The sequence below is a fragment of the Massilia sp. Dwa41.01b genome, from assembly GCF_014171775.1.
Lineage (GTDB): Bacteria > Pseudomonadota > Gammaproteobacteria > Burkholderiales > Burkholderiaceae_D > Telluria.
The window spans coordinates 4,051,192-4,074,974 of sequence record NZ_CP050454.1; the positions used below are offsets into that span (position 1 = coordinate 4,051,192).

General features: G+C 68.7%; 13 protein-coding genes and 4 pseudogenes. 6 read left to right on the forward strand and 11 right to left on the reverse strand.

What is annotated here, in order from left to right; translation table 11 throughout:
* Nucleotides 1-56 precede the first annotated feature (56 nt).
* From G4G28_RS18650 to G4G28_RS18660, 4 genes are all read right to left on the reverse strand, one after another.
* The gene (locus G4G28_RS18650; RefSeq protein WP_229425189.1) at nt 57-1,292 is read right to left on the reverse strand and encodes a hypothetical protein; all 1,236 of its coding nucleotides are present in this window, start codon (nt 1,290-1,292) and stop codon (nt 57-59) included.
* Between the two features lie 223 nt (nt 1,293-1,515).
* Nucleotides 1,516-3,477, reverse strand: coding sequence for a response regulator (locus G4G28_RS18655; protein WP_229508106.1), 1,962 nt, complete (start codon nt 3,475-3,477; stop codon nt 1,516-1,518).
* A complete protein-coding gene (locus G4G28_RS26740; RefSeq protein ID WP_229507718.1) occupies nt 3,363-4,337 on the reverse strand; it encodes an ATP-binding protein in 975 nt (324 codons plus the stop codon). Before G4G28_RS26740 ends, G4G28_RS18655 begins: the two co-directional genes overlap by 115 nt.
* Nucleotides 4,338-4,340: 3 nt before the next feature.
* Nucleotides 4,341-6,110 (reverse strand): PAS domain-containing protein, encoded by a 1,770-nt coding sequence (locus G4G28_RS18660; RefSeq protein ID WP_183107704.1) that lies wholly within the window; start codon nt 6,108-6,110, stop codon nt 4,341-4,343.
* A 378-nt stretch (nt 6,111-6,488) separates the two neighbouring features.
* Between G4G28_RS18660 and G4G28_RS18665 the strand changes: the two are divergent.
* From G4G28_RS18665 to G4G28_RS18680, 4 genes and pseudogenes are all read left to right on the forward strand, one after another.
* Nucleotides 6,489-7,012 (forward strand): annotated as a pseudogene (locus G4G28_RS18665) (DUF2760 domain-containing protein).
* Nucleotides 7,009-8,864, forward strand: a pseudogene (locus tag G4G28_RS18670) (Hsp70 family protein). Before G4G28_RS18665 ends, G4G28_RS18670 begins: the two co-directional pseudogenes overlap by 4 nt.
* A gap of 10 nt (nt 8,865-8,874) precedes the next feature.
* Nucleotides 8,875-11,712, forward strand: a pseudogene (locus G4G28_RS18675) (Hsp70 family protein).
* A gap of 273 nt (nt 11,713-11,985) precedes the next feature.
* Nucleotides 11,986-12,549 (forward strand): porin family protein, encoded by a 564-nt coding sequence (locus tag G4G28_RS18680; RefSeq protein WP_182989429.1) that lies wholly within the window; start codon nt 11,986-11,988, stop codon nt 12,547-12,549.
* 24 nt (nt 12,550-12,573) lie between these two features.
* On the opposite strand, the gene G4G28_RS18685 is transcribed toward G4G28_RS18680, so the two are convergent.
* The 3 genes from G4G28_RS18685 to G4G28_RS18695 all read right to left on the reverse strand — a co-directional run bounded on the left by G4G28_RS18685 (nt 12,574) and on the right by G4G28_RS18695 (nt 15,227).
* Nucleotides 12,574-13,059, reverse strand: a complete 486-nt coding sequence (locus tag G4G28_RS18685) for a MipA/OmpV family protein (RefSeq protein ID WP_183107705.1) — start codon at nt 13,057-13,059, stop codon at nt 12,574-12,576.
* Between the two features lie 234 nt (nt 13,060-13,293).
* On the reverse strand, nt 13,294-13,932 hold the full coding sequence (locus G4G28_RS18690; protein ID WP_183107706.1) for a response regulator transcription factor: 639 nt from the start codon (nt 13,930-13,932) through the stop codon (nt 13,294-13,296).
* Nucleotides 13,929-15,227 (reverse strand): sensor histidine kinase, encoded by a 1,299-nt coding sequence (locus tag G4G28_RS18695; protein ID WP_183107707.1) that lies wholly within the window; start codon nt 15,225-15,227, stop codon nt 13,929-13,931. Before G4G28_RS18695 ends, G4G28_RS18690 begins: the two co-directional genes overlap by 4 nt.
* A 147-nt stretch (nt 15,228-15,374) precedes the next feature.
* Here G4G28_RS18695 and G4G28_RS18700 point away from each other — a divergent pair, with 147 nt between their 5' ends.
* Nucleotides 15,375-16,127, forward strand: a complete 753-nt coding sequence (locus tag G4G28_RS18700) for a hypothetical protein (RefSeq protein WP_183107708.1) — start codon at nt 15,375-15,377, stop codon at nt 16,125-16,127.
* Here G4G28_RS18700 and G4G28_RS26745 read toward each other — a convergent pair.
* The 3 genes and pseudogenes from G4G28_RS26745 to G4G28_RS29420 all read right to left on the reverse strand — a co-directional run.
* Entirely contained in the window at nt 16,046-16,639 is a 594-nt protein-coding gene (locus G4G28_RS26745; RefSeq protein ID WP_229507720.1) for a hypothetical protein, read from the reverse strand. The genes G4G28_RS18700 and G4G28_RS26745 overlap by 82 nt on opposite strands.
* Nucleotides 16,624-17,769, reverse strand: coding sequence for a hypothetical protein (locus G4G28_RS26750; protein ID WP_229508129.1), 1,146 nt, complete (start codon nt 17,767-17,769; stop codon nt 16,624-16,626). Before G4G28_RS26750 ends, G4G28_RS26745 begins: the two co-directional genes overlap by 16 nt.
* Before the next feature lie 161 nt (nt 17,770-17,930).
* Nucleotides 17,931-18,353 (reverse strand): annotated as a pseudogene (locus G4G28_RS29420) (gluconolaconase); the annotation flags it as partial.
* 462 nt (nt 18,354-18,815) lie between these two features.
* On the opposite strand from G4G28_RS29420, the gene G4G28_RS18710 reads away from it, so the two are divergent.
* The gene (locus G4G28_RS18710) at nt 18,816-19,436 is read left to right on the forward strand and encodes a PRC-barrel domain-containing protein (protein ID WP_183107709.1); all 621 of its coding nucleotides are present in this window, start codon (nt 18,816-18,818) and stop codon (nt 19,434-19,436) included.
* A 155-nt stretch (nt 19,437-19,591) separates the two neighbouring features.
* Here G4G28_RS18710 and hrpA read toward each other — a convergent pair whose 3' ends face one another.
* Nucleotides 19,592-23,563, reverse strand: coding sequence for an ATP-dependent RNA helicase HrpA (hrpA, locus tag G4G28_RS18715; RefSeq protein WP_183108488.1), 3,972 nt, complete (start codon nt 23,561-23,563; stop codon nt 19,592-19,594).
* Nucleotides 23,564-23,783 lie beyond the last annotated feature (220 nt).

Below are 23,783 nucleotides of genomic sequence, written 5' to 3' on the forward strand. Positions count from 1 at the left end.
GCCTACATGTTCCTTCTCTTGTGCCATATGGCCTCCTGAATGTTGTCGATGCGGACTCAGTGCGCCGTCATGCCGCTGGCCGGGCGCTGGGCCGCGGCCACCGTGCCGGTCGGGATGGTGGCCCCGCTGGCACCGTCGCGCGCCATCAGTTCGGTGCCGGGCGTCCAGATGTAGCCTGCCGAGACCGGGCCGCTCGGCTCCCCTTCGCTGTGCAGCATGGCGCGGTAGTCGATGCTGGCCTGGCTCTCCTGGGCCTTCGGCACGAATTGCGGGCCCATCCGGCGCAAGTCGACCTCGTCGACCAGCACCTGGCGGTAGAAATCGCGCTGGCTCTTCAGCTCGATGGGGCGCTCGAAGGGTGCGGTGATGATCTCGGACGGGTCGCGCCGTTCGTAGGTCCTGAAAGCCTCGCAGGCGGCATGGAAGTGGCCCAGCTCGTAGTCGAGGAAACGCTCCCAGATGGCTTTGATGCGCGGGTTGGTCTCGGACTCGACGCAGCTGTAGTAGTTGTAGCACTCGTTGGCTTCATGCAGCACCCATTGCTCGAGCCAGGTTTCCGAGGGGTCGAGCATCGACTCGTACTGGGTCACGTGCTGCTCCTCGACGGAGGCGATCTCGGCGTACAGCTGGCGCGCGATCGGATCGGAAAACACCGGACCGACGTTCATGTAGTAGTTGTGGGTCTGCTGCTCGGTCGAGGTGATGGTCAGCGCGTGCAGCTTGCTGAGCATGTGCGCATTGGTGCGGTCGTAGTGGTTGACCGGGTCGTCCGTCGGGTAGCGGTGGTGTTCCCAGGTCGGCCGCGCCGGCACGATGTCGGTATAGCTCTGGGTGATGTTGTTCGGGTCCTTGCCCTCGAGCCGGTCGAGCAGCGCCGAATAGCGGTAGAGGTGGTCGAAATCCTCCAGCAGGCCATAGCGGTAGGTCTGGGCCAGGTAAGGATCGGGCTCGCGCTGGGCGACGGCGGCGGTCAGCTCGATGGCCACCTGCTCGTAGGCGATGGTGATTTCGAGCGGCGAATGGTCGGCGGACAGCAGCCAGTTGATCATCGTGGCCTGGTGCTGCTCCGAACGGCGGATCAGCGCCAGCGGCAGGCGCAGGTCCTTGTTGAAGCGCGCCGCCATGTGCGAGAAGCGCAGCGCTTCGACCTCGATGCCGTTCATCATGATGACCCGGACGCGGGTGAAGGCATCGTCGTCGAGCTTGCTGATCGGCGCGCGCACCATGTCGCGCCAGGTATAGCGCTGATTCTCGATCGGCGTACCTTTTGAATCGAATAGGCTGAAAGCCATGTATTCCTCCCGGTTAATTGGATGCCCGGCCAAACCCAGGCCTGTTCACCACATTAACCACACCGGCAGGAAGATCAATCGGAATTCATTTGAAGCCCGATAGGCGAAATCTATTTAGAGCGCCTGACCATTCTCAAATGAATTGGATCTGCTCGACCATGATAACGGCAAGGATCGCCAGCATGGGCGGCATCCACGCGGCCCCGTGCGGGCGCAGCGCCGCCTAGTCGGCGGTGTCCTTCGCCGTCCGCTCAGCGAGCAGCAGGCCTTGCACCAGCCGTGTCATCTCGTCCAGCCGATACGGCTTGCGCAGCAGGGGTACGCGCTGGAAAACGGCGTCGTCGCGGCCGACCTCGCCCGGATAGCCCGAGGCGAACAGCACCTTCGCATCCGGCAGATGCTCGGCGGCGGCCAGCGCCAGGTCCTGGCCGCGCGTGGCCCCCGGCATCACGATGTCGGTGAACAGCAGGTCGATCGGCAGCTTCTGGCGGATCAGGCCGAGGGCGGTTTCGCCATCGGCCGCCTCGAGCACGCACAAGCCGAGTTTGCGCAGCACCTCGACACTGGCGCTGCGCACCGCGTCCTCGTCCTCGACCACCAGCACGGTCCGCACCGGCGCCGCGCCCGTTCCCGCGCCGTTGTCCGCAACCTGCTCCGGCGCTGCCGGAAAATACAGGGTCACGACGCTGCCCTGGCCGGGCGTGCTGACCGGGTCGATCTGGCCGCCGCTTTGCGTGACGAAGCCGAAGGCCAGGCTGAGGCCAATGCCGGAACGGCGATTGCCGGCCTTGGTCGAAAAGAAGGGTTCGAAGGCGCGCCGCTGCACTTCCGGCGTCATGCCGGCGCCGTTGTCGGCCAGGCGGATGCGCAGCCAGCCTGCCGCATCGGTTTCGCCGCCGCTGCCGGGGGCAGCCGCGGGCGCCAGCTCGATCGCCAGCTGCCCTTCCGGTCCCATCGCCTCGGCGGCATTGCGCACCAGGTGCAGCATCGTCTTGCCGAATTCGGCCTGGTCGAGCGCAACCGCCGGACAGGCGCCGTCGACGGCGATGCGCAAGCCGCGTCCACCCGGGGCTTCGCGCAGGCGCTCTTCCATGCCGAAGAGGAGCGCATCGACCCGGAGCAGGGCCGGCTGCAAGCGCTGGCGCCGGGCGAAAGCCAGCATCTGCGAGGCCAGCGTGGCGCCGCGGCGCACGCCATCGGCGGCGGCGTCGAGCCGGCGCAGCGTCGGCTCGTGGGTGCGGTGCGCGATGCGCAGCAACTGCAGGTGTCCGCTGATCAGGTGCAGGACGTCGTTGAAATCGTGCGCGATGCCGCTCGTCAGTTCGCCCAGCGCTTCCATTTTCTGCGCCTCGTGCAGCGAGGCCTGCGCCGCCGCCAGTTCCTCGCTCCGCTGCAGCAGGGCGGCCTGGCTGTCTTCGAAGGCGCGGCGTGCCTGGTCGCGCTCGACGATCGTGCGGTAGGCCCGGGTGTGTGCGCGAATGCGCGCGGCCAGTTCGATACGGTCCGGCCATTTGACGAGGTAATCCATGGCCCCGGCGGCAAAGCCCTGCGCTTTCGTCCCCGGGTTGTCGTTCGAGGACACCATGATGATGGGCACGTCAGCCAGCTGCGGGTGCGCTTTCAGCTCGCGGATGACTTCCAGCCCGTCGATCATCGGCATGTGCAGGTCGACCAGGATCACCGTCGGCGCGCAGGCTTGCGCATACGCGAGCGCGCGCGCCGGGTCAATCAGGTAGTCGACGGCAATGTCCGGTTCGGACGCGAGCATTCCGCGCACCAGGTCGGCATTGAAAGGCTGGTCGTCGATGAGCAGCAGGCGGGCGTCGCGGGTCTGGTTCGGCATGGCGGGCACCCGTTCGCTCAGCCGCACAGGGCTGGCGGCACCGGCGTCAGCTCGGCGATGCTCACCTGCAGCTGCAGCAGGTCGTAGGGTTTGGGGGAGCAGCATGATGGGACTGTCGGCGGGCAGCGCGATAGTGCCGCCCTCGCCCGAGGCCAGGATCACCTTCAGCGTCGGCTGCAGCGCGATCGCACGCGTGGCCAGTTCGATCCCGGACATGCCCGGCAGGTTCAGGTCGGTGAACAGGATGTCGACGGGACGCTCGCGCAGCAGCGCGAGCGCCTGCTCGGCCGAGCCGCTGCCGCTGGCGGCATGGCCGAGCGCGCAGAGCAGCTCGCAGGCCAGCTCGCGCGTGTCCTGGTCGTCCTCGACCACGAGGATGGACCGCCCATCCGGCGTTTCCAGCGCCAGCGTGCCCGGCCCGAAGGACGGCTCCGCGGGCATGCAGGCGGCAGCCGCGGCCGGCAGCGGCGCCGGCGCACCGGGTAGGTGGCCGCCATCGAGCAGGCGTGCGCGCACCGCGCGCCAGCTGCGCCCGGCCATAAGGCTTGGGCAGCAGCTCGATATCGACGTCGAACACGCCGTCGGGCAGGTGCCCGGAGGTCAGCAGGATTTCGGTGCCGGGGGCAAGCACGCGGCAGCGCGCCACCAGCGCCGCGCAGTCGACCGTGCCGGGCATCGACAGGTCGGTGAACAGCAGGTCGACCGCCACGCCGCTCTCGTATCGCCAGCGCCGCCTGGCCGTCGCCGGCACACAGCACGTCGTAGCCGAGGCCCTTCAGGATTTCCGTGGTCGATGCCACCACGGCCGCATCGTCGTCGACGACCAGGATGGTTTCGCCGGCGCCGTGCAGGCTGACGTGTTCGATGTCGCGCTCGTGCACCACGGCGCCATGCGCGCGCGGCAGGTAGATCAGGATGGTGGTGCCCTGGCCCGGCCGGCTCTCGATGCGGATTTCGCCGCCGCTCTGCTTGACGAAGCCGTAGACCATGCTCATGCCCAGGCCCGTTCCCTTGCCCGGGGCCTTGGTCGTGTAGAAGGGGTCGAAGATCTTGGCCTGGACTTCGGGCGGCATGCCGCAGCCGGTGTCGGTGATCGACAGGCACACGTGCTCGCCGCCGGCAGCACCGTCCAGGCGCACGTTGGCCAGGCCGATGGCCAGCCGGCCCTCGCCGCCCATCGCGTCGCGCGCATTGATCGCCATGTTTCAGATGGCGTTCTCGAGCTGGTTGCGGTCGACCTCGACGTTCCACAGGCCCCCGGCTTCCTCGCGCGCGATCTCGATGCGGTCGCCCAGCGCCCGCGCCAGCAGCGAAGCCATCTCCGCCAGCAGCTGGCCGAGATGGGTCACCAGGGGCTGCAGGGGCTGGCGGCGCGCGAAGGCGAGCAGCTGCGAGGACAGCTTCGAGCCGCGCTCGACGGCGGCCACCGCGTTCGTCACGCGCGCGCCCAATGTGCTGCTGACGCCATCGAGCTCCATCAATTGCAGGTTGCTCGAGATGATCTGCAGGACGTTGTTGAAATCGTGGGCGACGCCGCTGGCCAGCTGGCCCACCGCTTCCATTTTCTGTGCCTGGCGCAGCGCCTCTTCCACCTTGAAGCGCTCGGTTTCCTCGAGCACGACCTTGCGCTCGAGCGCCCCGTTCAGTTCGCGCAGCGCGATCTCGGCCTGGCGCAGGCTTTCTTCGGTGCGCTTGCGTTCGGTGATGTCGAAGGCCACGCCCAGGTAGCGCTGTTCGCCCGCCACGGTCGACGCGACCGGCTGGCCGCGGCGCGCAATCCAGCGTTGTTCGCCCGTGTCGACGCGGGTGATCTGGAACTCGGCATAGGCGATCGGATTGGCGTCGGTGGCCAGGCGCTTCGGTCCCGACAGGTGCGCATCGGTCGGCACGATATGGCGCATCAGGATGTCGGCACTAATGTCGGCATCGGGCGCAAAGCCCCACAGGCGGCGGTAGGCATCGGACACGATGACCTCGCCGGTGGACGGATACCACTCGAAAGTACCGATCTCGCCCGCCTCCTGGGCTACGCGCAGGCGTTCCTCGGTCAGCGCGTGTTCGGTGATGTCGACGCCCTCGACGAAAATGCCGTAGATATTGCCAGCGGCATCCCTGAGCGGCTGATATACGAAATTCAGGATGCGGCGCACCGCACCTCCGTCGCCGCTGTCGATCTGGACGTCGAGGCCCTTGGCGTGGAAGGGTTCGCCTGTCGCCCGCACCCGGTCGAGCACATCGATCAAGCCCTGCTCGACGATTTCCGGCAGGGCCTGGCGCACGGACTTGCCCAGCACCTGGCGGTGCTGGACCAGCCGCAGGTAGGCATCGTTGGCCAGCTCGAACACGTGATCCGGTCCCGTGACCACCGCCATGAAGCTGGGCGCCTGGCGGAACAGGGCGTTGAGGAAGTCCATGTCGCCGGCGAGCTGGCGGTTGGCGCGCTCGAGCCGCAGGCGCAAGGCGTCGAGGTCGGCGTTGACCCGGGCCAGGTGCTCCTGTTCGCGCGCACGCTGGCGCTCGCTGCAGACACGCGCCGTGGTTTCGATCACCGTCGAGACCACCCCGGCTACCCGTCCATCGTCGCCGACGACCGGCGAGTAATACAGGTCGAACCAGGCTTCCTCCGGCTCGCCGTCGCGCTCGAGCACGAAATGCTGGTCGCGAAAGACACGTTCTTCACCCGCGTAGCAGGCGGAAAAGACGCTGTCGTTGAATTCGCGCGCCTCCGGCCAGGCAGCCAGCACCGGCAGGCCGAACATGGCCGGATGACGGGCACCGGCAACGACGGCGTAGCTGTCGTTATAGATCAGGACATGCTCCGGCCCCCAGGCCAGCACCATCGCGATCGGCGAGCGCAGCACCATGTCCACCATGGTGCGCAGCGCCTGCGGCCAGCCTGCCGGCGCGCCCAGCGAGGTGCCGCTCCAGTCGTGGCCGCGTACCGGGCGGCGGTTGCCCCAGCACAGGCGGGCCAAACGGTGGTGCTCATTTCTGCCTCATGCGATGGTGGGTGGCGAGGGGGCGGAACCGCGGGAAAGCGCGATGATCGTGGGAAATATGACCAACAGTGTACCACCCGCAGCAGTTCGCGACCGTACGCGGCGCTAGCGTGCGCGCCTCTCCGGCCGCGTGGCGGCGCCAGCGAGGCAGGTTTCCCTGCCGCGGCGCGCCACCGGACAGCAGCCACGCGTGGCGCCCGCGAATGGGTGAACTGGTATCATTCGCGTTTGTCCGGACGCCGGCCCGGCGTTTGTCCGACAACGTTGTCGGACAGCGCGCCCGTCCTTCACCTTACAGAACATAAGAATGAGCACACCGACCCAACTGCCCCCTCTTTCTGGAGCCGGCTCTCCCTGGCTTTCGGCACCTTCTTCAAGACCATCGGCGACGCCGAATTCGCCGCCCGCGTGCGTGACGACGAGGTCGGCCCCGTTGCCGCGCCACCCGTGCAGGCCGCGCCTGCTCCCGCTCCCGCTCCCGCCCCGGCTCCGCTGCGGGTCGCGACCCCGGACGCCGCCCTGCAGCTCCTGACCCTGCTGCAGCGCGAAGCGCGCCTGGTCGACTTCGCCCACGAAAACCTGGCCGCCTACGCCGATGCCGACATCGGCGCGGCGGCCCGCGTCGTCCACGAGGCTGCGCGCGTGCTGAAGGAACACTTCACGATCGCCCCGTGCGTGCCGAAGCCGAGGGCGCGCGCGTCACCCTGGAGGAAGGTTTCGATGCCGCCAGCGTGCGCCTGACCGGCAACGTGGTCGGCAAGGCCCCGTTCAAGGGCACCCTGTCGCACCGCGGCTGGCGCGCCCTTGAGGTCCGCCTGCCGCAGCTGGCCCGGGAGCACGACGCGACCGTTCTCGCTCCCGCCGAGGTGGAACTGTGAGCGCGCGCTACGCCATCGGCATCGACCTGGGCACGACGCACAGCGCGCTGTCCTGGGTCGACCTGGAAGCCTCCGACGGCGAGAAGACCGCGCACGGCGTGCTGCCAGTGCCGCAGCTGACCGCGCCCGGCACCGTCGAGGCGCTGCCATTGCTGCCCTCCTTCCTCTACCTGCCGCACCCGGACGAACTGGCGCCGGGCGAACTGGCACTGCCCGAATACGGAGGGCGAGCTGGCTGTCGCCGGTGAGATGGCGCGCAGCCGCGGCGCGACCACGCCGATCCGCCTGGTGTCGTCGGCCAAGAGCTGGCTGTGCCACCCCGGCGTGGACCGCCGCGCCGCCATCCTGCCCGCGGACGCGCCGGAAGAAGTCACGCGCGTCTCGCCGCTGGACGCCTCCACGCGTTACCTGCAGCACCTGCGCCGCGCATGGGACCAGGCCCACCCGGAAGCACCGTTCGACCAGCAACAGGTCACCGTCACCATCCCCGCCTCCTTCGATCCGGGCGCGCGTACTGACCGCGGAAGCGGCGCGCAATGCCGGCTACAGCTCGGCCACCCTGCTGGAAGAGCCGCAGGCGGCTCTCTACAGCTGGATCCAGGGCAGCGGCGGCGCCTGGCGCAAGCAGGTCAAGGCCGGCGACATCGTGCTGGTGGTGGACGTGGGCGGCGGCACCAGCGACTTTTCGCTGATCGCCATCCTGGAACGCGAGGGCACGCTGGAGCCGCACCGCGTCGCCGTCGGCGACCACATCCTGCTGGGCGGCGACAACATGGACCTGGCGCTGGCCCACCTGGTGGCGCGCAAACTCGCGGCGAATGGCACCCAACTCGACGCCTGGCAGATGCGCGCCCTGACCTACGGCTGCCGCGGCGCCAAGGAACACCTGCTGGCCGACGCGAACGCCGGCGCCTGGCCGATCGTCGTGCCCAGCCGCGGCTCGAAACTCATCGGCGGTTCGATCCGCACCGAACTCACGCGCGAGGAAGTCACCACTTTCATCACGGACGGCTTCTTCCCGCGCGTGGAGGCAAGCGCACGGCCAGCCGTGCGTGCGCGTGCCGGTCTCACGCAACTCGGCCTGCCGTATGCCCAGGACGCCGCCGTCACCCGCCACCTGGCCGCCTTCCTTGCGCGCCAGGCCGGAGCGACTGCCGAACTGCAAGGTTTCGAAGGCCGCGTCAAGCCCGAACACCGCGACGGCGGACCGACCTTCCTGCACCCGAGCGCGGTGCTGTTCAACGGCGGCGTGTTCAAGTCCGCCATCCTGGCCCAGCGCGTGATGGACACCATCAACGACTGGCTGTATATGGAAGGCGCCGAGCCCGCGCGCATGCTCGAAGGGGCGGACCTCGACCTGGCGGTGGCACGCGGTGCGGCCTATTACAGCTATGCCCGCCGTGGCGGCGGCGTCCGCATCCGCGGCGGCACCGCGCGCTCCTATTATGTCGGCGTGGAGTCGTCGATGCCGGCCATTCCCGGCATGGAGCCGCCGATCCAGGCCCTGTGCGTGGCGCCCTTCGGCATGGAAGAAGGATCCGAGCTCGAACTGCCGGGCCAGGAATTCGGCCTGGTAGTGGGCGAGCCCGTGCACTTCCGCTTCTTCGGCTCGACCACGCGGCGCCAGGACCGCATCGGCGAAGTGCTGGACTTCTGGGGGCCGGACGAGCTGCAGGAACTGAACGAGATCCAGGCCACGCTGCCGGCAGATGGCCGCACGCCGGGCGACGTGGTGCAGGTGCGCCTGCATGCGCTGGCCACGGAGGCGGGAACGCTCGAACTGGTGGCGCAGTCGCCGGAAGGCCAGCGCTGGAAGGTCGAATTCGACGTGCGCCACAGCGCGGCTCAGTAAGCGCTGAACGGTGAGCACCTACCTGGTCAGCATCGACCTCGGCACCACCAACACGGTGCTGGCCTATGCCGCGCCTGGCGCGGCCGAGGTGAAACTCTTCGCCATCGACCAGCTGGTCGCTCCGGGCGAAGTGGCTGCCCAGCCCCTGCTGCCCTCGAACCGCTACCATCCTTTCGAGGGTGAACTTGCCGCCGGCGATTTGCAGCTGCCCTGGCAGCAGCCCGACGTGGCGGGCGTGCCGCTGGTCGCCCTTGGCCGCCTGGCGCGCACGCTCGGCGCGGGGACGCCCGGGCGCCTGGTCGCCAGCGCCAAGAGCTGGCTGTCGCATCCGGGCGTGGACCGCATGGCGCCCATCCTGCCCTGGGGTGCCGAGCCTGAAGTACCGAAGGTGTCGCCGGTGGCGGCCAGCGCCAGCTACCTGGCCCACCTGCGCGCCAACTGGAACACGCGCTTTCCCGGCCATCCGCTCGAACGCCAGCAGGTGGTCCTGACGGTGCCGGCATCCTTGATGAAGGCGCGCGCGCGCTGACCCTGGAAGCGGCGCGGCTGGCCGGCCTGCCGGACGTACGCCTGCTGGAAGAACCGCAGGCGGCACTCTACGACTGGCTGTACCGTCATCGCGCGACGCTGGCCGAGGATCTGGCAGACGCACGCCTGGTGCTGGTGGCCGACGTCGGCGGCGGCACCACCGACTTCAGTCTCGTCAAGGCCGCACTCGAGGACGGCGAACCGAAGCTCACCCGCATCGGCGTGGGCAACCACCTGATCCTGGGCGGCGACAACATGGACCTGGCGCTGGCCCACCTGGTCGAGGCGCGCATGGCCGAACAGGAAGGCAGCGGGGCGCAGCGCCAGCGCCTGAGCGCCGCCCGCCTGTCCCAGCTCACCGAGCGCTGCCGCGCGGCCAAGGAACAGCTGCTGGCAGCGGACGCGCCGGCACAGGTGACGGTCACGCTGCTCGGAAGCGGTTCGCGCCTGATCGGCGCCAGCCGCAAGGCCGAACTGCGCCGCGACGACATCGAACGCGTGGTGCTGGACGGCTTCTTCCCGCTCAACGACAGCCAGGACGACGCCAAACGCGCGCGCCGGCATCGTCGAATTCGGCCTGCCGTATGCGAGCGACCCAGCCGTCACGCGGCATCTGGCCAGCTTCCTGCGCCAGCATGCGGGTGCCGCGCGCGAGGCGCTGGGCCTGCCTGGGGACGACACCGCCCTGCCCGTGCCGGACACCCTGCTGCTCAACGGCGGCGTGTTCCGCGGCCAGGCGCTGGCGCAGCGCCTGCAGGACACGCTGGCAGGCTGGCGCGGGCAGCCGCTGCGTGTGCTCCACAACGACAATCCGGATGTGGCCGTGGCCAGAGGCGGCGTCGCCTATTCGCTGGCGCGCCAGGGCGCCGCGCCCGCCATCGAAAGCGGTGCCGCGCGCAGCTACTACCTGCTGCTGGAAGGCGAGCGGGCGTCGAACGGCATGCTGCGCGCCGTGTGCCTGCTCCCGCGCGGCACGCCGGCCGCGTTTGAGGCGCGCCTGGTCCGAACGCAGCTTCGCGCTGCGCCTGGGGCGGCCGGTGCGCTTCCACCTGGTGTCGACCGTGGCCGATCACGCCGCGCCACGGCCGGGCGACCTGGTCGACCTGGCGCCTGGCGAGGTCGTGCGCCTGCCGCCGATCGCGACTGTCCTGCGCGCGGCACCAGGCAGCAGCGCACGCACCGACGTCGCCGTACAGCTGGTGACGACCCTGAGCGAAGTGGGCGCGCTGGAAGTGCATTGCGTGGCCGAAGACGGCAGCGGACGCTGGCAGCTTGCGTTCGAACTGCGCGCGGCCGACAGCACGCCTGAAGACGCGCCCAGCGAGGCCGAAACCCTGCCGCCGCAACTGGACGCGGCCATCGACAGGATCGACCGCGTCTTCGGCACCCGCTCGAAAGCGGTCGACCCGAAGGAAGTGCGCCAGCTGAGGGCCAGCCTGGAACATCTGCTGGGCGCGCGCGAGCGCTGGGCCACGCCCTGCTGCGGCGCCTGTTCGACGCGTTGATGGAACGGGCGAAGGGCCGGCGGCGCTCCGCCGAACACGAGCGCGCCTGGCTGAACCTGGCCGGCTACTGCCTGCGCCCGGGCTTCGGCGACCCGCTCGACGGCTGGCGCATCGAGCAGCTGTGGGCCATGTTCGAGACCGGGGTGCAGTACCACAAGGACACCCAGGTGCGCGCCGAATGGTGGACCCTGTGGCGGCGCGTGGCCGGCGGCCTGGATACGCAGGCGCAGCTGCGCCTGCTGGATGATTTCGCCTTCAATTTGCAGGCCGATGCCTCGGAACGCGGCAAGCGCCCTGTTACCCTGGTCGACGGCAGCGAGGACGACATGCTGCGCCTGGGCGCATCGCTCGAGCGCATTCCTTCTGCGTACAAGGCGGAGATCGGCAACTGGATGATGGAACAGGTCCGTGCGATTCCCGGCTCCGCCGCCAAACTCGATGCGAAGACGGCGGCGGCCTACACCCGCTACCTGTGGGCGCTGGGCCGCGTCGGGGCGCGCCAGTCCTTCCACGCGAGCGCGCACGAAGTGGCCGCGCCCGCGGTCGCCGAGGCGTGGCTGGGCGAGCTGTTGAAGCTGGACTGGAAGAAGGTCGAGCCGGCCGGTTTTGCGGCCAGCCACATTGCCCGCATGACGGGCGACCGCTCGCGCGACATCGGCGAAGCGGTACGCGCCGAGGTGCTGCGCCGATTGCAAACGATCGGCGCGCCTGCCAACTGGATCGCCATGGTGCGCGAGGTCGTGGAGCTCGACCAGGCGAGCGAGACGCGCATGCTGGGCGAGGCGCTGCCGCCGGGGCTGAAGCTGCTGCGCTGACGATGCCCGCCGCTTCGCGGTCGTAGGGTAGGCGGCTATACCCGGCTGCCGGATCATCCAGGCTGCGAGCGCCGCCTGCGCGTTCAAGCGGCGGGTGATCGGTCGCGAGGCTTCTGGAGCCGCCTGAACGCGCAGGCGCCGCCGGGGCCGCGTTCGTGCAGAGAACCGGGCCATGGCCGCCTACCCCAGGTTTCGTATGCATGACCGATGGCACATGTGCCGATCGCTGTGCTTTCCTAGAATCTGGTCTCCACCATCTCAGGAAACAGCACCATGACCAAATCCCTCTTGTCCACCCTGATCGCCGCCAGCCTGTTCGCCTCCACCGCCCAGGCCCAGCAAGCCTATGTCGGCGCGACAGTCGCCGCCGGCGCGACCTGGCGCTACCAGGAAAGACCGGGCAGCCCGAACGCCGACGAAAAAGTCATGTTCGGCAAGCTGTACGGCGGCTACGCCTTCAACGATCACTTTGCACTGGAAGGCGGATGGGGCGCTTACGAGAAAGCGACTTTCGACAAGGCCGAGACCGGGGCGCCCCAGGATGCGGCCCTGCGGGCCAACCTGGTCTACCTCGCGGCGCGCGGCAGCTATCGCCTCAACGACGCCTGGTCGCTCACGGGCAAGCTGGGCGCGGTGCGTCACTTCCAGGAGGAGAGCATCGGCGCCACGTCCACGAAGTACCACGACGGCAGCGCGATGTTCGGCGTCGGCACGGCCTACCAACTGACGCCGCACGCCGCGCTGACGCTGGAGTACAACGACTACGGCAAGATCCGCACGCCCGATTCGAAGCGCACGGTGCGCCACCTCGAAGCCGGCTTGACATTCGGCTTCTAATGCCTGCGTGCACTCCCGGTAGCGTCAGTAACGGTACAGCAGCATCACGAACGACGTCTGGCTGTTGCGCCGGGCGGTCCGGGGGCTGGTCGCGGCGTCGCCCATCAGCCGCTTGAATTCGAGCCCGGTGACGAGCTCGTACTTTGGACCGAGTTCCCAGTGCCAGCGGCCGCCCAGATAGACGTCCTTGACGCCGGCCGACGCATCGGGCCCGGTACCGAAATGGGCCTGCAAGTAGCGCCGGTCCACCAGGCGCAGCCCGGCCGCGAGACCGATCGAATGGTGCGGCACCAAGCCGTTGTACGAGACCAGCTGCGCATCGATCATGGCGGTGCCGCGACTGCCTGTCATGCGACTGCCATGGGCGCCGATCGTCAGGTTGTGCAACAGCTTGTATTGCACGAAGGCGCCGGCCACCGGCATCAGGCGGGTCCCGTGGCCGGGCCGCGGCGTCGGTTCGCGCGCCAGCGACACGAGCGGTCCATAGCGCAGGTCCTGCGTGCCCGACAAGTGCATCCCCAGCCACCCCCGTCCGGAAAACGCCGTTGCTCCAGCGTGCTTCGAAGTGGGGATGGACGAAGTTTGCGCGCGCGTCGCTGCCTTCGTCTTTCTCGCCACGGCCGTAGGCGGCGCCGATCGCGAACTCGCTGGTCCCCTCCGGCATCATGAACGGCGACTCGGCGGCGTGGGTCGCGGGCGCGGCCAGGAACATACCCAGCGCCAGCGAGACGGCACGCGCCGCCATCAGATGCACCCCAGTTCCAGGCCGCGCAGCACGGCGCGTACGCGGTCGCGCACGCCGAGCTTGGCGAGAATGCTCGACACATGGTTCTTGATCGTGCCCTCGCTCGGCCCCAGCGCCGCCGCGATTTCGCCATTGTTCAGGCCTGCCGCCATCAGCGCCAGGATCTCCGTCTCGCGGCCGGTCAGCGGCGTGTGCGATCCCTGCACGGCCGCGCCGGCAACGCTGCTGCGCTCGAAATTCCCGCGCGTGCGCTCGGTCAGCGCGGGCCGGAACAGGGTTGCGCCGGCGGCCACGCTGCGGATGCCCTCGGCCAGGCGTTCCAGCGAAATGTCCTTCAACAGGAAGCCGCGGGCACCGGCACGCATGCCGTCGAACAGGGCCTCGTCATCGTCGAAGGTGGTCAAGAGGATCGTCGGCGGCAGTGCGGCGCCGCTGCGGCGCAGCAGCTCGATGCCGGACACCTGCGGCATGCGCACGTCGAGCAGCAGCACATCGGGCGCGTTCGCGGCGATCACGGCCGGGGCGGATGCGCCGTCGGCCGCCTCGGCCACCACGCGAATGTCCGGCGTCAGTTCGAGCAGGCCGCGGATACCGCTGCGCACCAGGGTCTGGTCGTCCACCAGCACGACCCGGATCATGCCGGCTCCCCTGCCGGCGCCGCCATCGACGCTAGGGTGGGCGCCATTTGCTCAGGCAGGGCGATCGCCAGCCGGAACCCCTGTCCGCGCGCCGTCTCGACATGCAGCCTGCCACCCAGTTCGGCCACCCGCTCGCGCATGCCCGTCAAGCCGTTGCCTTCGGACGCGATGCTGCCCTTGCCGTCGTCGGCAATGGTGGCCAGCACCTCCCCGCCGCGCAATGCGATATCGATGACAAGCCGGGATGCCTGTGCGTGCCGCACCGTGTTCGTCACCGCCTCCTGCACGCAGCAGAACAGCGCGTGGGCGACGCTTGGGGAGCAAGCCTCCACGCCGGCGTCCACCCGGGGTTCGATGCGCGGTGCCGGGATGCCCGCGCACAGCAGGCGCAGCGCTTCGCCGACATCGATCTGGCGCACTTGCCGCTCCATGCCGACCACGCCGCGCACCTCGGACAGCAGGCTGCGGGCCAGTTCGCGCGACGTACGCAGCGACGCGGAAGCGCCCTCGCCCGCCTGACGCAGGCCCAGGTCCAGGTGCAGGTTCAGCGCCGTGAGGTGATGGCCGACGGAGTCGTGCAGGTCGCGCGCGATACGCATTCTTTCGGACGCGCGCACGGTCTCGGCCAGCAGCGATTGGGTAGCCTGCAGTTGCGCATGCGAGGCCGCCAGCTGCAGGCGTGCAGCGCGATCCTTGCGTACCAGCCAGGTAAACCCAAAGGCCAGCAGCAGCATGCAACGCTCGAAGGTTTTCACCGCCAGCACGGTGCGGGCAGTGCCGTCGCTGAACTCGGCTCCGTTATGCAGCAGCAGGAGCACATCGGCCGCGAAGCCGGCGCTGAACTGTGCGGCCAGCCAGGCCAGGCCAACGCGCAGGGGCAGTAGCGCGGCCAGCTGGACCGTCGCCAGCAGGCCGAAGACGAGCGAATCGAGCAGCACGCCGATCGCCATCTGGGCCACAATCAGGAAAAGCGTGGCGGCACCCGCCTTGCGGAAGCTGGCCCGGTATAGCAGGACGACAAAGAGCCCGATCAGAAGCGCTTCGGCGCCGAGGAATAGCTGCAGCGCCATCTCGGCCCGGTCGGAACCGGCGCGCAGTAGCGAAGGCGCGGGCGTGAACATGGCTGCAGCCTGCGTTGCCGCAATGCCGAGAGGATTGAGCAGGTTGTCGTCCCCCGTCCCGCGCAGCCAGCGCGACACCAGCTCCGAGGTGGCGCAAATTGCGCTCGCGACGAGCGCTGCGGCGGCGTAGCGGGTAACGGCGGGCGGACGGCTGTCAGGGGAGTATGGGTGCATGCTTGCTGCTATGATAAGTCTGGCGGGCAATTCTACGCGAGGCTGCCCGATGCAGGAAGCATCGCGCCGCCCGGGCATGACTTTTGGCACATGGGGTGCCAGGCCAGACGCCGTAGAATGCGCCGCCGCGACATACCACAGGATGCGATGAGAACGACGATGTATGCCAGCACGCCGCTGGTACTGATGCTGGCGCTGACGCCCATGCCGTCCCCGGCGGCGCCGGAACCGGAACCGGTAAGGGTATTCGTGAACGCCGCGCGCGACTCCGAATGGCACAGCTACCGCCACGCCTACAAGGCCGCCCGCTTTTTCGAGGCCTACACCCGCACCCGGCCGCTGATCCAGGCCCACATGCAGATCCGCCCGCTGCGGCCCGACCTGCCCCTGACTGGCCTGCGCATCGAGCTCGCCGGCGAAACGACGAAGATCGATATCCCCGTCGACGACATGGGCCGCGCCGTGCTGCCGATGCTGAAAGCCGCCTACGACGAGGACGCGGTGCTGCGCCTGAACCGCCAGAAGGGCCACTACACCTTCAGCGGACGCTATTCGATCCGCGAGCGCGACGACGGCGTCTACCGTGGAGCCGACCTGCGCGCCTGCGCCTGCGAGCAGCTGCTGAGCGCCCAGCGCGAATCGGGCTACCGCTTCCGCCTGCTCGGCAAGAAATGCGCCGGTGTGAAGTTCGTCTACAAGCTGGCCGACGCCACGCCGCAGGTGCTGCACCGCGACGCCGCCGGCGCCGAACGCCTGCTGCCGGTGGTGGAAGCGCAACCGTTCGAGAACAACACGATGGGCCTGTACAAGGTGGCCGTCTACCGCTTCGCCGACTGGCCCGCCGACGGTAGCGTCGTCACGCAAACCAGGGCGCTGGCGATCGGCACGCTGTACGACTGAGCGTCGCCAGGGTGGGAGCTGCGCGCGCAAGCTGTCTTGATGCGGCGCGAACGCGTCCCTTGCGCAAGCTGCGACGGTTCACAGGGCCGCGCCCTACTCCACCGTGATCGCCAGGTCCCGCCCTTCCAGCGCCACCTGCCCGGCAAAATCCGCCGCAAAGATGCGCAAGATGTAGTCCCCGGCGCCAGCCCACCGACACGCCACGAACCGCGCACGGCCTGGCCGTCCTGCAGCCGGTTGTTGACCGCATAGGCGAAGCGCGTGGCCTTGCTGCCGTAGACGGTGATGCCGCTGCTGTCGGCGTAGACCAGCTTCACGGCTTCGCGCTCGCGCGGCAGGCGGTCGTAGACCTGGGTGATCAGGGGCTGTTCGTAGCCGGCCACCGGGCTGCCGTCGGCGTGCAGCACCTGGTAGCCCAGCTTGTAGAGGCCGAGGCGCCGCCGCGCCAGGTTGCCGTCCATCTGGTCGTAGCCGTCGGCCACGATCGTCACCTCTCCTATCGTGCGGGCCACGCGCAGGCGCTCGCCCTTTTTCGGCCGCAGGCGGCGCCCGGCGTCGTCGTAGAGCGCGATACCGGGATGCGCGGCGCGACCGTATCGCGCAGGCCGATGAAAGGCAGGGTCAAGGGATTGACCATGGCGCCGCCGGGGTAGTAATCCATGTGCACGTGGGCCATCGGATTGATGGTGCCGAGGGCGTCGCCGACGGCGAAGCGGGTGCCGCGCCGTACCCGCACCCGTTCGGGCTTGCCACGCGCACCGAGCAGCAACTGGAAGCGCGGATCGAGCGCCTTGCCGGCACTGTCGCGGCCCACGCGCATGTGGATATAGGAGAATGGACCGAGGCTCATGCCCTCGCCGAGATTGCCGAAGGCCCAGTTCGGATAAGGGTCGCTCACCTTCGAGGGCAGGATCGCCAGCACGCGTGAACCGACGTCGGCGCGGATATCGAGACCGCCGTGGAAGTGGTCGCGGCTTTCGCCGTCGTAGCTGCCGCGCACCTCGCCCATCACGCCGACGACTTCGTGCGCCTCCGTCTGCGGGCCGACCGGCCAGGGCATCGGTTCGCGCCGCACCAGCGCGGCGGCCGGCAAGGCCTGCGCTGGCGGCATCGCGGTGCCCGCCTTCGGCGCGGCCAGCGTGAACACGCGCAGCGCCTGGCCGTCGCTGACCGCCAGCGAGCCGTCGCGGCGCACGGCGATCCCGCGCGGCGCGTACAGGCGCACCGTGCCGTCGCTGGCATAGCTCGATTCCGGCGGGCGGTCGACATCCGGCAGGGCGCGATACTGCCCGCCCGGCGCGACCTGGACGATGCGTCCCCCTGCCCCGCTCGCGACATACAGGTAACCGTCGAAGGTCAGCGCCAGCGCGACGGGACGGCGCAGCATCGGGCGCGGCTCATCCTCCAGCGCCGCGGCGAAGGTCGTCACCGCGCCGAGCTTGTCGATGCGGCGCACGGCATCGTTGCCGGTATCGGCCACGTACAGGATGCCCTCCTTGTCGACGGCGATCGCGCTCGGCGTATCGAAGAGCGCGGCGCCGCCCGTGCCATCGGCCTTGCCTGGCGTACTGCCGCCGGCCAGCGTGGTGACGGTACCGTCGGGCGCGATGCGGCGGATGCGGTCGTTATAGGTATCGGCCACGTAGACGACGCCATCGCGATCCACCGCCACGCCGACCGGGCCGTTGAAGCGGCGCGGCCGATGCCGTCCGCGAAGCCGGCTTCGCCGCCGCCCGCGAGCGTGGTGACGCTGCCGTCAGGCGCGATCTTGCGGATGGCGTGGTTGCCGGTGTCGGCGACGTAGAGGTTGCCGCGGCGGTCCAGCGCCAGGGCGGAAGGGGTATCGAAAGCGGCGGCGGCGCCGATGCCGTCGGCAAAGCCGGCCTGCGCGCCGGCGAAGGTGCTCACCGTGCCGTCGGGCGCAATGCGGCGGATGCGGTTGCTGTCGCCCCCGTCGGCCACGAATACGTTGCCTTGAGGATCGGCGACGGCGCCGAAGGGATCGCTGAAACGGCTGGCAGTGGCGGCGCCGTCGACGACGCCACCGACACCGTCGCCGGTCAGTGGGGTGACGCGTGCCGCCCAGTCCGGTTTCGTGGGCAGCTCGGCCTGCACCGGGATGGCCCGGCCAGGCGTGGCATTCTTGCTGGCCGTGAAATAGAAGGCCGCGCCTGCGGCGAGCACGGCGGCGCTCGATACCGCCGCGATGAGGATTTTTCGGTTCACTGCTGCTGCCTGCAAGTTGCTCAGGCCGCAAGTCTAACCGATCGGCCGAGCCCGCGCGGGACGGCAGGGCGTGCCGGCAGCGGGCAGCGGCGGCAGTTCAGCAACCCGGCGGTTCAGCTGCGCAAAGGCGCCAGCGGATCAGCGCTTGCGCAGCAGGCGCGCGAACAGCGACGAGATGGAGCGGGTCGGGATCAATTTCACGAGTGGGCCGGGATGATTGCAGCGGGAGGTAATGGTCATGGTTGTGTGCTCCGAAACAATGTTTGTCAGGATAGCCATACTGATGAGTTCGCTCTGTGCGCCAGTTCGCATAGCGTGACAGGCGCGCATGACGGGCACGTGACAAGCGCGCGCGGCGCACCGGGTTTGATCCATATCATGGATATCACGCTGCTGCGTCCTACTCTTTTGAGTGGGATCAGCCGTTTCGGGGAGTTCCAACACACACCAGGGAGAAACGAGATGAGCTATGCAGATCGTGACAAATACGGGATGTACAAAGGCAGCAGCAGCGCAGGTCCGGGGCCGGCGCTGATGGGCGCCGACACCCTGATCGGCGACCACGTCGTCAATGGCGCCGACGAAAGGCTCGGCGACATCAAGGAAATCATGCTCGACATGAACAGCGGCCAGGTCGCTTATGCCGTGCTCGCTTTCGGCGGCTTCCTCGGCCTGGGCGAAAAGCTCTTTGCCGTGCCATGGCAGGCCCTGCACCTGGACACCGTGCACAAGCGCTTCGTGCTGAACATGGACAAGGAGAGGCTGAAAACCGCACCCGGCTTCAACAAGGACGCCTGGCCCGACATGAGCGACGTCGGCTGGGCCAGCCAGATCCACACCTTCTACGGCACCGATCCCCAGCGCAGCGGGGCGCCGACCATGGGCCCCGGTTCCATGATGGGCGGCATGGGCAGGGCCGGCTCGGGCATGGCGTCCGGCATGGGCGCGGGCATGGGCGGCAGCATGGGAGCCGGGCAGCCGGCTCGAGCTCGGGCAGCAGCTATGGCGCCGGTGGCGGCATGGGTAGCGCCGGGGGCGGCTCGGTTGGCGGGGCCGGCGGCGGCGTGTCGGGCACGGGCGTGAGCGACGACTCGGCACTCGGCACCGGAGGCGGCGGCAGCATCGACCCGCGCCCAGGCAACCTCGGCGACGACAAGGACATCAGCAAGATTCGGGGTAGCAATATCGGCTGACCCCGGGGTGGCGCCACGCAGGCCACTGGCCGGCACGGCGCCACCTTACCTGATCATCGACTCCCACACCTTCTGCAAGCGCTTTGCCGACACCGGCATCGGCGTGCGCAGCTCCTGCGCGAACAGGGACACGCGCAATTCCTCCAGCATCCAGCGGTATTCCGTCATGCGCGGATCATTGCTTTTTCCCGGCTGTCTGGAGATGCGCTGCCACTGGCTGGCGGCGCTCTGCCACTCCGCCATCAGCTGGGCGTCGCGCGAAGGGTTGCCGCGCAGCTTTTCCAGGCGCACGTTCATCGCTTTCAGGTAGCGCGGGAAGTGCGCCAGCTGGCTGTACTCGTTGTCGGCGATAAAACGCTTGTGCACCAGGCCCTGCAGCTGCGCCTGCATGTCGGCAGCGACCGCCGGCGGCAAGCCGTTCAGGCGTTTCGGCATGCCATGGAACTCGGCCAGGATGGAACCGACCAGGCGCGCGATCTCGTTGATCAGGAGGCCAATGCGGCCCTTGCCTTCATCCTTGCGCTTGTTGAAGGACTCCGCGCTTGTGGGCAGCGGGTCCTGCAGGCAGGCGATGTCGATCGCCTTCTGCACGATCTGGTCGCGCAGCTCTTCCTGCGAGCCGACCGTCATGAACTGCATGCCCATCCCCTGCAGGCCGGGGATGTTCTTCTCGGCGAATTTCAACTGGTCCTTCAGCTGCAGCGCGAACAGGCGGCGCAGGCCGACGCGGTGGGTGCGCGCGGCCACGTTCGGGTCGTCGAACACTTCCAGGTCGCAGTGGCTGCCCTTGTCGACCAGGGCCGGGAAGCCGATCAGCGTCAGCTTGCCCTGGGTGATCTCGAGCAGCTCGGGCAGCACGCCGAAGGTCCAGCTGGTGAGTCCCGTATGCTGGCCGGCGGCGGCTGCCGGCGCGTTCGTGGCCGGTGCGTTGCCGCCCTTGGCTTTTGCAGCAGGCGCCCCGCCCTTCGCCGGACCAGGCGCGGCTGCCGGCGTCGGCGCCAGCGGTGACGGCGACTTCGCCACCACGGCCGGTGCCGATGCTGTCAGAGGTGCGGCCATCTTCTGGAAGCTCTGGCGCGCCTGCCCGCCCAGTTCCGCCTGCAGGGTCGCCAGGTTGCGGCCCATGTCGAGCTGGCGTCCGTGCTCGTCGATCACCTTGAAGTTCATGAACAGGTGCGCCGGCAGGGTCTCGATCTTGAAGTCGCCGGTCAGGACGTTCACGCCGGTCTCGGCGCGGATATCCAGGATCAGCACGTCGATCAGGTCGCCACGGCCGAAGGCACGCGCCGCATGGATGCGTTCGACGAAACGGGCCGCGTAGTCCGGCAGCGGCACGCAGTGGCGGCGCAGCTTCTGCGGCAGGGATTTGAGCAGCAGGTGCACTTTCTCCTTCAGCATGCCCGGCACCAGCCAGGCCGCGCGCTCGAGCGGAATCTGGTTCAGTGCGAACAGTGGCACCGACAAGGTCACGCCATCGCGCAGGCTGCCCGGCTCGAAGTGGTACGAGAGTCCCATCTCGATGCCGGTGACGTTCATCGTCTTCGGGAAGAGTTCCGTCGTGACACCAGCCGCTTCGTGGCGCATCAACTCTTCGCGGTTCAGGAACAGCAGCTTCGGGTTGTCGCGCGACGCGTCCTTGTACCACTTCTCGAACCCGGCGCCGTTGACCACGTCCTGCGGAATCTCGGCGTCGTAGAAGGCGGCGATCAGCTCGTCGTCGACCAGCACGTCCTGGCGGCGCGATTTATGCTCGAGGTTCTCGATCTCTTTGACCAGCTTGTGGTTGTGCGCGTAGAACGCCGAGCGGGTTTCGTAGTCGCCCGCTACCAGCGCATCGCGGATGAAGATCTGACGCGCCTCGTACGGATTGTGCAACGCGTGGTTGATGCGGCGGCCGCTGTAGACGACGATGCCGTACAGGGTCGCGCGTTCCAGTGCGCTCACCTGCGCCGGACGCTTCTCCCAGCGCGGTTCGCCCCAGGATTTCTTCAGCAGGTGCGCGCCGATCTTCTCGACCCACTCGGGCTGGATCTGCGCCACGCAGCGCGCGTACAGGCGCGTGGTCTCGACCAGTTCGGCGGCCATGATCCACTTGCCCGGCTTTTTCGTCAGCGAGGAACCCGGCCAGACGTGGAACTTGATGCCGCGCGCGCCAAGATAGCCCGCGCCCGGCTCGTCCTCGCCCTTGAAGCCGATATTACCGAGCAGGCCGGTGAGCAGCGCCATGTGCAGCTGGTCGTAGGTGGCGGCGGCCGCGTTCAGGCGCCAGCCCTGCTCGCGCACGATGGTGAGCAGCTGCGAATGCACGTCGCGCCACTCGCGCAGGCGCACCTGCGACAGGAAATTGGCGCGGCAGTTTTCCTGCAGCAGGCGGTTCGATTTCTTGTGCTCGATCGCGTCTTCGAACCAGGCCCAGATCTTCAGGTAGCTGAGGAACTCGGACTTCTCGTCGGCGAATTTCTTATGCTTCTCGTCGGCCTGCTGCTGGTATTCCATCGGCCGGTCGCGCGGGTCCTGCACCGACAGCGCCGAGGCAATCACCAGCATTTCGCTCAAGCAGTCGTTGTCGACCGCCGCCAGGATCATGCGGCCCACGCGCGGGTCCAGCGGCAGCTTGGCCAGTTTGCGGCCCAGGGGCGTGAGTTCGTTCGTCTCGTCGACCGCGCCCACTTCCTGCAGCAATTGATAGCCGTCGGCGATCGCCCGGCCTTGCGGCGGTTCGATGAAGGGGAAGGTCTCGACGTCCGTCAGGTGCAAGGACTTCATGCGCAGGATGACGGCGGCCAGCGAGGAGCGCAGGATCTCGGGGTCGGTGAATTTCGGCCGCTGGTTGAAATCGTCTTCCTCGTACAGGCGGATGCAGACGCCGTCGGCCACGCGGCCGCAGCGGCCGGCGCGCTGGTTCGCGGCCGACTGCGCGACCGGCTCCACCTGCAGCTGCTCGACCTTGTTGCGGAAGCTGTAGCGCTTCATGCGCGCGAGACCCGTATCGACCACGTAGCGGATGCCGGGCACGGTCAGCGAGGTCTCGGCCACGTTCGTCGCCAGCACGATGCGGCGCGCGTTCGTGGTGCGGAAGACGCGATCCTGCTCTTCCACCGACAGGCGCGCGAACAGCGGCAGGATTTCCACATGGGGCGGATGGTGCTTGCGCAAGGCCTCGGCGCAGTCGCGGATCTCGCGCTCGCCCGGCAGGAACACGAGCACGTCGCCCGAACCGATGCGGCACAGTTCATCCACGCCGTCGACCACGGCATCGATCAGGTCGCGCTTCTCGCGGGCCTGCTGGGCCTTGGGAGCAGGCTTGTTGTCGACGCCGCCGCTTCCACCACCTGCGGCGACCGGATCCCGGTCCACCGGGCGATAACGCACCTCTACCTTGTACAGGCGGCCCGACACCTCGATCACCGGTACCTTCTTCTCGCCCTGCTGGAAGTGGCGCGCGAAGCGCTCGGCGTCGATCGTCGCCGAAGTGATGATCACCTTCAGGTCCGGGCGGCGCGGCAGCAGCTGCTTCAGGTAGCCGAGCAGGAAGTCGATGTTCAGGCTGCGTTCGTGCGCCTCGTCGATGATGATGGTGTCGTAGGCACGCAGCAGCGGATCGGTCTGGGTTTCGGCCAGCAGGATACCGTCGGTCATCAGCTTGACCGAGGCGCCCGGCTGCAGCGTGTCGTTGAAGCGCACCTTGAAGCCGACGTGTTCGCCCAGCGGCGAGCCGAGTTCCTGGGCGATGCGTTTCGCGGTCGAGGACGCGGCGATACGGCGCGGCTGGGTGTGGCCGATCATGGCGTGCTCGCCGCGGCCCAGTTCCAGGCAAATCTTCGGTAGCTGGGTGGTCTTGCCCGAGCCGGTCTCGCCGGAGACGATGACGACCTGGTTCTCCATCAGGGCCTTGGCGATTTCGGCGCGGCGTCCCGAGACGGGCAGGTCTTCGGGATAGGTGATCGGAGGGAGCGGCGTACGTACGCGCGGTGCGCGCGGTGCTTTCTCGGCAGCCGGCGCGCGTTCGCGTGGCATGCGTTCGCCCTGAGCACGCGCGCCTTGCGGACGGTTCTCGTCTTGCGGCCGTGCTTCACCGCGCGGGCGCGGTTCGTCTTGCGGCCGTGCTTCGCCGCGCGCACGCGGTCCGGTTTGCGGACGCGGCGCACGCTGGGTGCGCTCGCCCTGCGGCCGTGGTGCACGCCCCTCGCCTTCCGCGCGCACGGGCCGCGGCTGTCCGCCGCGCGCTTCGCCGGCA